At 72.8% G+C, this 6,755-nt stretch carries 7 protein-coding genes and 1 pseudogene; 6 read left to right on the forward strand and 2 right to left on the reverse strand.

Going from position 1 to position 6,755, the window contains the following annotated elements:
- Positions 1 to 136: 136 nt before the first annotated feature.
- Together AOK24_RS33295 and AOK24_RS33300 are read left to right on the forward strand one after the other, a co-directional pair.
- Positions 137 to 1,258 (forward strand): PP2C family protein-serine/threonine phosphatase, encoded by a 1,122-nt coding sequence (locus AOK24_RS33295; protein ID WP_055723742.1) that lies wholly within the window; start codon positions 137 to 139, stop codon positions 1,256 to 1,258.
- A 60-nt stretch (positions 1,259 to 1,318) separates the two neighbouring features.
- A complete protein-coding gene (locus AOK24_RS33300) occupies positions 1,319 to 1,897 on the forward strand; it encodes a hypothetical protein (protein ID WP_055723743.1) in 579 nt (192 codons plus the stop codon).
- A 48-nt stretch (positions 1,898 to 1,945) separates the two neighbouring features.
- Here AOK24_RS33300 and AOK24_RS33305 read toward each other — a convergent pair whose 3' ends face one another.
- Positions 1,946 to 2,347, reverse strand: a complete 402-nt coding sequence (locus AOK24_RS33305) for a hypothetical protein (RefSeq protein WP_055723744.1) — start codon at positions 2,345 to 2,347, stop codon at positions 1,946 to 1,948.
- Between the two features lie 185 nt (positions 2,348 to 2,532).
- Between AOK24_RS33305 and AOK24_RS33310 the strand changes: the two genes are divergently transcribed.
- The 4 genes from AOK24_RS33310 (at position 2,533) to AOK24_RS33325 (ending at position 6,359) form a co-directional block, all read left to right on the forward strand.
- Positions 2,533 to 3,225, forward strand: a complete 693-nt coding sequence (locus tag AOK24_RS33310; protein WP_055723745.1) for a FadR/GntR family transcriptional regulator — start codon at positions 2,533 to 2,535, stop codon at positions 3,223 to 3,225.
- Positions 3,226 to 3,307: 82 nt separating this feature from the next.
- On the forward strand, positions 3,308 to 4,708 hold the full coding sequence (locus tag AOK24_RS33315) for a four-carbon acid sugar kinase family protein (RefSeq protein ID WP_055723746.1): 1,401 nt from the start codon (positions 3,308 to 3,310) through the stop codon (positions 4,706 to 4,708).
- Positions 4,709 to 4,823: 115 nt separating this feature from the next.
- On the forward strand, positions 4,824 to 5,735 hold the full coding sequence (locus AOK24_RS33320; protein WP_055723747.1) for an NAD(P)-dependent oxidoreductase: 912 nt from the start codon (positions 4,824 to 4,826) through the stop codon (positions 5,733 to 5,735).
- 75 nt (positions 5,736 to 5,810) lie between these two features.
- Positions 5,811 to 6,359, forward strand: coding sequence for a serine hydrolase domain-containing protein (locus AOK24_RS33325; RefSeq protein WP_055723748.1), 549 nt, complete (start codon positions 5,811 to 5,813; stop codon positions 6,357 to 6,359).
- A 35-nt stretch (positions 6,360 to 6,394) separates the two neighbouring features.
- Here the strand turns inward: AOK24_RS33325 and AOK24_RS33330 are convergent.
- Positions 6,395 to 6,755 (reverse strand): annotated as a pseudogene (locus AOK24_RS33330) (glycoside hydrolase family 127 protein); the annotation flags it as partial.

Raw genomic sequence — 6,755 nt, forward strand, 5'->3', positions numbered from 1 at the left:
CCGGCCGCCGCCGCCCCGACAGGGATCGGGTGCGGCGGCGGCCGGCTTCGGGCGGTGTACAGCGGCGGGGCGATTCTTCGCAGGGCGGTGTGACTGCATACGGTATGACCAGATCATCACCTGCCCGGGAGTTGGGATGTCCGGTAGCCGTCGTGCGAGACCTGTCGAGGCCATTGAGGCGATCGAGCCGCCCGGGAACGTTCAGCTGGCGCTGACCGTTGTCGGGGTGACGGTGTCGGTGGAGGCGTTGGGGGAGCTGTCCGGGTCGGCCGTGCTGCTGCTCGGGCTGCTGGTGTTCCTGCCGGGGGCCGCCGCCGCGCTGTGCACCGTACGGCAGACCGCGTTCGTCGCCGCGTGGACCGCGATCGTCGTGACGACGACCGTGGTGACCCGCGGCCCGGGCGGGCACTGGCTCGACCGGATCCTGCTGATCGCGATCACGATCGCGCTGGGCGTCGCGTCGACGTACGCCTGCGGCTACCGCATCCGGCGTGAACACGAGATGCTCCGCCTGCGCTCGACGGCCGCCGCGATGCAGCGCCACGTCCTGCACCCCCTCCCCCTGGTCACGGACGACGTCCTGGTCAACGGCGTGTACGAGCCCCTCCACGAGGACCGCCTGGTCGGCGGCGACATCTACGACGTCGTGGCGACCCCGTGGGGAACCCGCGTCCTCATCGGCGACGTCCAGGGCAAGGGCCTCACCGCCGTCGGCGCGGCGTTCGCGGTGATAGGGGCGTTCCGCGAGGCGGCCCACCGCGAACCGACCCTGACGGCCCTGGTCGACGCGCTGGACGCGGCCGTCGTCCGCCACAACTCCTACGCCGCCGACACCGGCGAGGACGATCGCTTCGTCACCGCGCTGATCCTCGGCATCGACCTGGACGACGAGGCGCAGGCGGTCAACTGCGGCCACGTCCTGCCGTACCTCGTGCTCGACGGCAAGGTCACCACCCCACACCTCGACTCCGGCGTCCCCCTGGGCCTGTCCGAGCTCGCAGCCGAGCCGACGACGGTCGGCTGGTTCGACTTCCCGGCCCACGCGACCCTCGTCCTCAGCACGGACGGCCTCACCGAGACCCGCGCGGCGGACGGCACGTTCTACCCGGCCGACGAACGCCTCACCGCCCTCTCGGACCTCTCCCCCACGGCCCTGCCGCAGGCGCTGTACGACGACGCGCGCGCGTACGCCGGGCACGGCGGCCGGCACGACGACGTCGCCGTCCTCACCGTCCGCCGCGCACCGCGCCGCCCTTGACAGTCATGACCGCTCCCGCCTGGGGTAGATGCCAGTGACGGCACGGACTTTGGAGGGGTCGTGGAGTGGCGGACGGAGAACTTCGGTACGTCGCACGAGGGCAGGCCGCGCGCCCTGCTCCCGGACGGCACCGAGCCGGGACCGGTGTACTTCGACATCGGCAGCGGCGCCGAGATGCCGAAGTCGACGGAGTGGTGGGTGTACGACGGCACGCTGCGCGCCCCCAAGGCGAGCCACCTGCGCGCGGCCTGCTCCTGCGGCTGGCGCGGCGAGACCCACCACCCCCTGGACTGGTCCCGGGTCCCGCGCCACCACCCGTACGACTACGACACCTCGGCGCTGGAGGAGGAGTGGGACCGGCACATCCGCGAGGTGGAGTCCCGCTCGGTCCCGCTGCCCACGGACGTCGAGGCGATGATCGACGAACTCGACCGCAGACTCGGCGACTTGGCGGACCAGGCCCCCTTGGCGGCGCTGCGCGCGGTGACCGCCCTGGAGCGCATCACCTCGGACGCGGGCCGCGAGGCCGCCTACAACGTCCGGGCGGACGAACTCTCCTGGGAGACCGTCGCGAAGGCCCTCGGCCTGACGGAGGACGACGCGCACTCCCTGCTGTTCCGGCTCAGTTTCCGCAGGTGAGGGGGGTGTTCAGGGCCGGTACGGCAGGGCCGGCTCCCGTCGCTCGTCTCAGTCCGTCGACTCCTTGATGTCCGAGATGAGCCGGGTGGCGAGGTCGCTCTGGATCGCCAGCCGCGTCCGCTCGGGGTCGGTGCCGCCGCCCCAGGTGAGGGTGACGACCGTGAACGCGTGCCCCGCGCCGGAGTCGCTGTAGCGGACCTCCCACTGGAGGGGGACGTTCTGGGCGCGCAGGACCCCGTCGGCGTGGTTGGCCTCCTCCCAGTCCGCGAGCCGCCTGCGCAGCTCCTCCGTGAGGTAGTGCGCGCGCAGTTCGCGGCCGAGGTTGTCGGTCCCGTCGTACACGGCGTCGATGTACGCGCCGTAGAAGTCGGCCACCCGGTCGACGGTGGACTCGGGGCTCCCGGTGCGGATCACGTCGCCCGGGTCCACGGGCTTCTGATCGTCGGTCATGGATTCCTCCCCATATGAGACACGAGGGATGTTTCCCCCCTTCCCCGGTGCCCGCAGCCGAAACTCGGGCTGCCTCGGGTCAAGTCCGTTGTCTTGACGGCCCCCTTCCCTGCTGCCATCGTTTCCGGCACCGGGACATCAGACGTCTGACATCTGATGCAGGAGTCGAGCGGAAAGACATGCCCATGTCCCTCGCAGACGACCTCGCGGAGCAGGTGCTGACCGCGATCATCGACGGGCAGTACCCGCCGGACAGCGCCCTCCCGTCCGAAGGGGAGCTGGCCGAGATCGGCGGGGTGAGCCGGCTGACCGTGCGCGAGGCCGTGAAGGCGCTGCGCGCGCAGAACGTCGTCCGGGTGGTGCGCGGGCGCGGTACGTACGTCAACCCGCCGGACCGGTGGACCGCGCTCGAACCCGTCGTACGGGCCGCGTCCCGGTCGGCGAGCGGGGCGCTGTCGGAGCGGCTGATCGAGGCGCGGCGCCTCATCGAGAACGGCGCGTGCGAGCTGGCCGCGACGCGGCGTACGGAGGACGATCTCGCGGATCTGCGGCGGCAGTTGGAGCTGATGCGGGAGGCCGCCGAGAACGCGGACACCGAGTTGTTCGTGCAGGCGGACATCGACTTCCACGACATCGTGATGCGGGCCTCGGGGAACCTCTTCGTGCCGCTGCTGTTCGAGCCGTTCGGGGCGCTGCTGGTGGAGGGCCGGCGGGAGACGTCGGCCGTGCCGGAGATCCGGACGCACGCGCTCGCGCATCACGAACAGGTGCTGGCCGCACTGGAGTCGGGGAACGCGGAGGCGGCTCGGGCGGCCATGGACGGGCACATGAATCAGACGGCGGACGATCTGCGGACGCATGTGATCAAGCGGGACTGATCCAGGCTCCGCCCTCCTTTGCAGGCCTGTTCATCCGGTTCACCTGGTTCATCCGGTTCGTCTGACGAGAGGCTGTTCTCCCGTGCCTTCGTACACCCCCGAAACCACCGTCCTCGCCGGTCTCCCCCCGGTCCGCGAGGTCGCCGCCGACGACGTCGCCGCCCGGCTGTCCGGGGCGGCCCGCCTGGTCGTCCTCGACGACGACCCGACCGGCACCCAGACCGTCGCCGGAATCCCCGTCCTCACCTCCTGGACGGTGGACGACCTGCGCTGGGCGCTGCGCCAGGACACGCCCGCGTTCTTCGTCCTCACCAACACCCGTAGCCTGTCGGCCGGTTCGGCGGCCGAGCGCAACCGCGAGGTGGTGCGCGCGCTGCGGGAGGCGTCGGTGGCCGAGGGGATCGCGTACGTCCTCGCGAGCCGGGGCGACTCGACGCTGCGGGGTCACTTCCCGCTCGAAACCGACGTGCTCGCCGAGGAGTTGACGGACGTCGACGGGGTCGTGCTGGTTCCCGCGTACATCGAGGCGGGGCGGCTGACCGTCGGTTCCCGGCACTGGATGCGCACGCCGGACGGTCTGCTCCCCGTCGGGGAGAGCGAGTTCGCGCGCGACGCGACGTTCGGCTACCGCAGCTCCTACCTGCCCGACTGGGTCGAGGAGAAGACCGGCGGCCGGGTGCGCGCCGACGAGGTGCTCCGGATCACCCTGGACGACCTGCGCGGCGGTGGACCGGCCCACACGGCACGGCTGTTGGGCACGCTGCGGGGTGGCCGGACGGCCGTCGTGGACGCCGTGTGCGACGACGATCTGCGTGTCCTCGCGGTCGCGGCTGCCGCGGCGAAGGACACGCGGCTGCTGTACCGGGTGGGGCCGTCGTTCGTGCGCGCCCGCGCGGGGCAGGAAGGCCGACCCCCGTTGCCCCGAGACGAGTTGAGCGGGATGCGGGAGGCGGGGCGGCACGGGCTGATCGTCGTCGGCTCCCATGTCTCCCTGACGACACGGCAGTTGGAGCGGCTCCGGGAGCGGGGCGGGATCGCCGAGTACGAACTCGACGTGGCCGCGCTGCTCGACGACAACTGGCGGGACGCGCATGTCGCCGGGGTCGCGTCGGCCGCCGCCGTGGAGCTGGGCTCGTCGGACGTCGTGATCCGCACGTCCCGGTCCCTCGTCACCGGTACGGACGCCGACGCCAGCCTCGCGATCTCGCGCCGGGTCTCGGCCGCGCTGGCCGAGACCGTCCGCCGGGTCACCTCCCTGCGCCGGCCGGGGTTCGTCGTCGCCAAGGGCGGGATCACCTCCAGCGACACGGCGACCGACGGTCTCGGCATCCGCCGGGCCTGGGCACGCGGGACACTGCTGCCCGGGATCGTGTCGCTGTGGGAGCCGGTGGAGGGGCCGGCCGCGGGGATTCCGTACGTGGTGTTCGCGGGGAACGTCGGGGACGAGGAGGCGTTGGCCGACGTGGTCGCGCTTCTGCGGTGACTGCCCTTTCGTATCTGCCTGTTGAGCGCTTCTTTCTTCATTCGCGCTGCCTCCAGAGCTGCCCTCGGTGCTGCCCTCAGAGCCGCCTTCGGTTCTGCCTTCGGAGAGGACGAAGATGCCCGCCCTGCCCCGTACCGCTGTCCTCGGCCTGGGCGCCATGGGGTTGCCCATGGCCCGCCGCCTCGCCGCCGAACTCCCCCTGTCCGTCTACGACATCGACGCGTCGCGCCGGGCAACTCTCGCCGCCGACGGCGCCCATGACGCCGCGTCACCCGCCGAGGCCGTGCAGGGCGCCGACGTGGTGCTCGTCGCCGTACGCGACCAACTCCAGGTGGAGGGCGCGCTGTTCGGGACGGCCGGTGCGGTGGAGGCGCTGCGGGCGGGTGCCGTTGTCGTCCTCACCAGCACCGTCGGGCCCGAGGCGGCTCGCGCGACAGCCCAACGGCTCGCCGAGCGCGGGGTGTCGACGGTCGACGCGCCGGTGAGCGGCGGGCCCGTGCGGGCCGGTGCCGGGGATCTGCTGATCGTCGTGGGCGCCGAGGAGACCGCGCTCAACGCGGCCCGGCCGGTGCTCGAACGGCTCGCGTCCACGCTGACGCCGGTGGGTGCGCGGCCCGGGGACGGGCAGGCGATGAAGGCCGTCAACCAGCTGCTCGCCGGGGTGCACATCGCCGCTGCCGCCGAGGCCGTCGCCCTCGCACGCGGCCTCGGACTCGACCCCGCGACCGTCGTCGAGAGCCTGGGCCAAGGGGCCGCCGGTTCCTTCATGTTCGCCGACCGGGGCCCGCGCATGGTCCAGTTGTACGACGGTTCCGGCGAACCCGAGGTCAAGTCACGGCTCGACATCTTCGTCAAGGACATGGGGATCGTGACCGGGGTCGCCCGCGACGCGCACGTACCCGTGCCGCTCGCGGCAGCCGCCGAACAGCTCTATCTCCTGGGCGAGCGGGCGGGGTTGGGGGCGCGCGACGACTCGACGGTCGTCACCGTCCTGTCCCCGTCGCCCTCGGGCGGGGCACGGCGGTGAGCCACGGCGCGCTGTTCGGTATCAGGGACGAGTAGCTCTGGAGGGTGACGCGGGGTCACGGGGTGGTGGGCCACGATGGAGGGGCGTCGGGATCACCGGCGACGACCCGCACAGACCCGCCGCATCCTCCGCCCCCTGCACCTGACCCGCACAGGCTTCCCCGGCACCTCCACCCGCCTCCCCGGACCCCACGCGCACGCGTACCTGTTCCGCCCGGGCCACGCCCCCGTGGACATCACCGCCCAGAACATGTCCGTGGCGGGGGCGTCCGGCGAGATGTACTCGACGGCCGACGACCTGACCCGCTTCACGGCAGCGCTCCTCGGCGGCCGGCTCCTGCACCCCGCTGAACGCCGTCTCCTGACCACCCCCGCACCCCAGGCCCCCGGCGGCGGCTACGGGATGGGGATCGAGCGCGCCGACCTCTCCTGCACGACCGTCTGGGGCCACGGCGGCGGTACGTACGGCTCCGCCACCCTCAGCTTCGGCACCCCGGACGGCCACCGCCAACTGGCCGTCAACCTCACCCCGACGCCCCTGTTCCCGACCCCCGCGCAGAACGCCGGGCTCCACGCCCTGCTGGAGACGGCGTTCTGCGGGACGCCCGAGGGGGGAGGCCGCTGATGGCGCCCAGGAACTCGCCCGGGAACCGCCCGCCCTCACCCCTCGGCCGGCAGCCAGACCCGCATGGTCGACGGCCCCCGGTTCGCCCAGGAGTGGTACGGCACCAGGACGATGCCGGACGGCTGGGAGCCGGGCGCGGACGGCGTCTCCTCCAGTGGGTGGTAGGGCCACTCCTCGCCCGGCGCCGTCGTGACCGAGCCGGGGGCCACGACGGTCCCGCCGGGGCCGTCCTCCAGGGGGCCGCTCGGGTCGACCCGGACGGCGTCCACGTCCCGGTCGGCGGGCAGGTCGGTGGACTCGGCGCAGTACACGACCGGCCCCCGCTGCACGGCGACGGTTCCGCGCACGGCGTCGATGCGGGGATCGGGGGCGATCCAGCGGGGGCCGGTCGTGTAC

It is taken from the genome of Streptomyces niveiscabiei (genome assembly GCF_001419795.1).
Taxonomy (GTDB): Bacteria; Actinomycetota; Actinomycetes; order Streptomycetales; family Streptomycetaceae; genus Streptomyces; species Streptomyces niveiscabiei.

Coding starts and splice junctions, on each gene's coding strand:
- AOK24_RS33295 (WP_055723742.1), top strand. CDS start 137: ATGTCCGGTAGCCGTCGTGCGAGACCTGTCGAGGCCATTGAGGCGATC.
- AOK24_RS33305 (WP_055723744.1), bottom strand. CDS start 2,347: ATGACCGACGATCAGAAGCCCGTGGACCCGGGCGACGTGATCCGCACC.
- AOK24_RS33310 (WP_055723745.1), top strand. CDS start 2,533: ATGTCCCTCGCAGACGACCTCGCGGAGCAGGTGCTGACCGCGATCATC.
- AOK24_RS33320 (WP_055723747.1), top strand. CDS start 4,824: ATGCCCGCCCTGCCCCGTACCGCTGTCCTCGGCCTGGGCGCCATGGGG.
- AOK24_RS33325 (WP_055723748.1), top strand. CDS start 5,811: ATGGAGGGGCGTCGGGATCACCGGCGACGACCCGCACAGACCCGCCGC.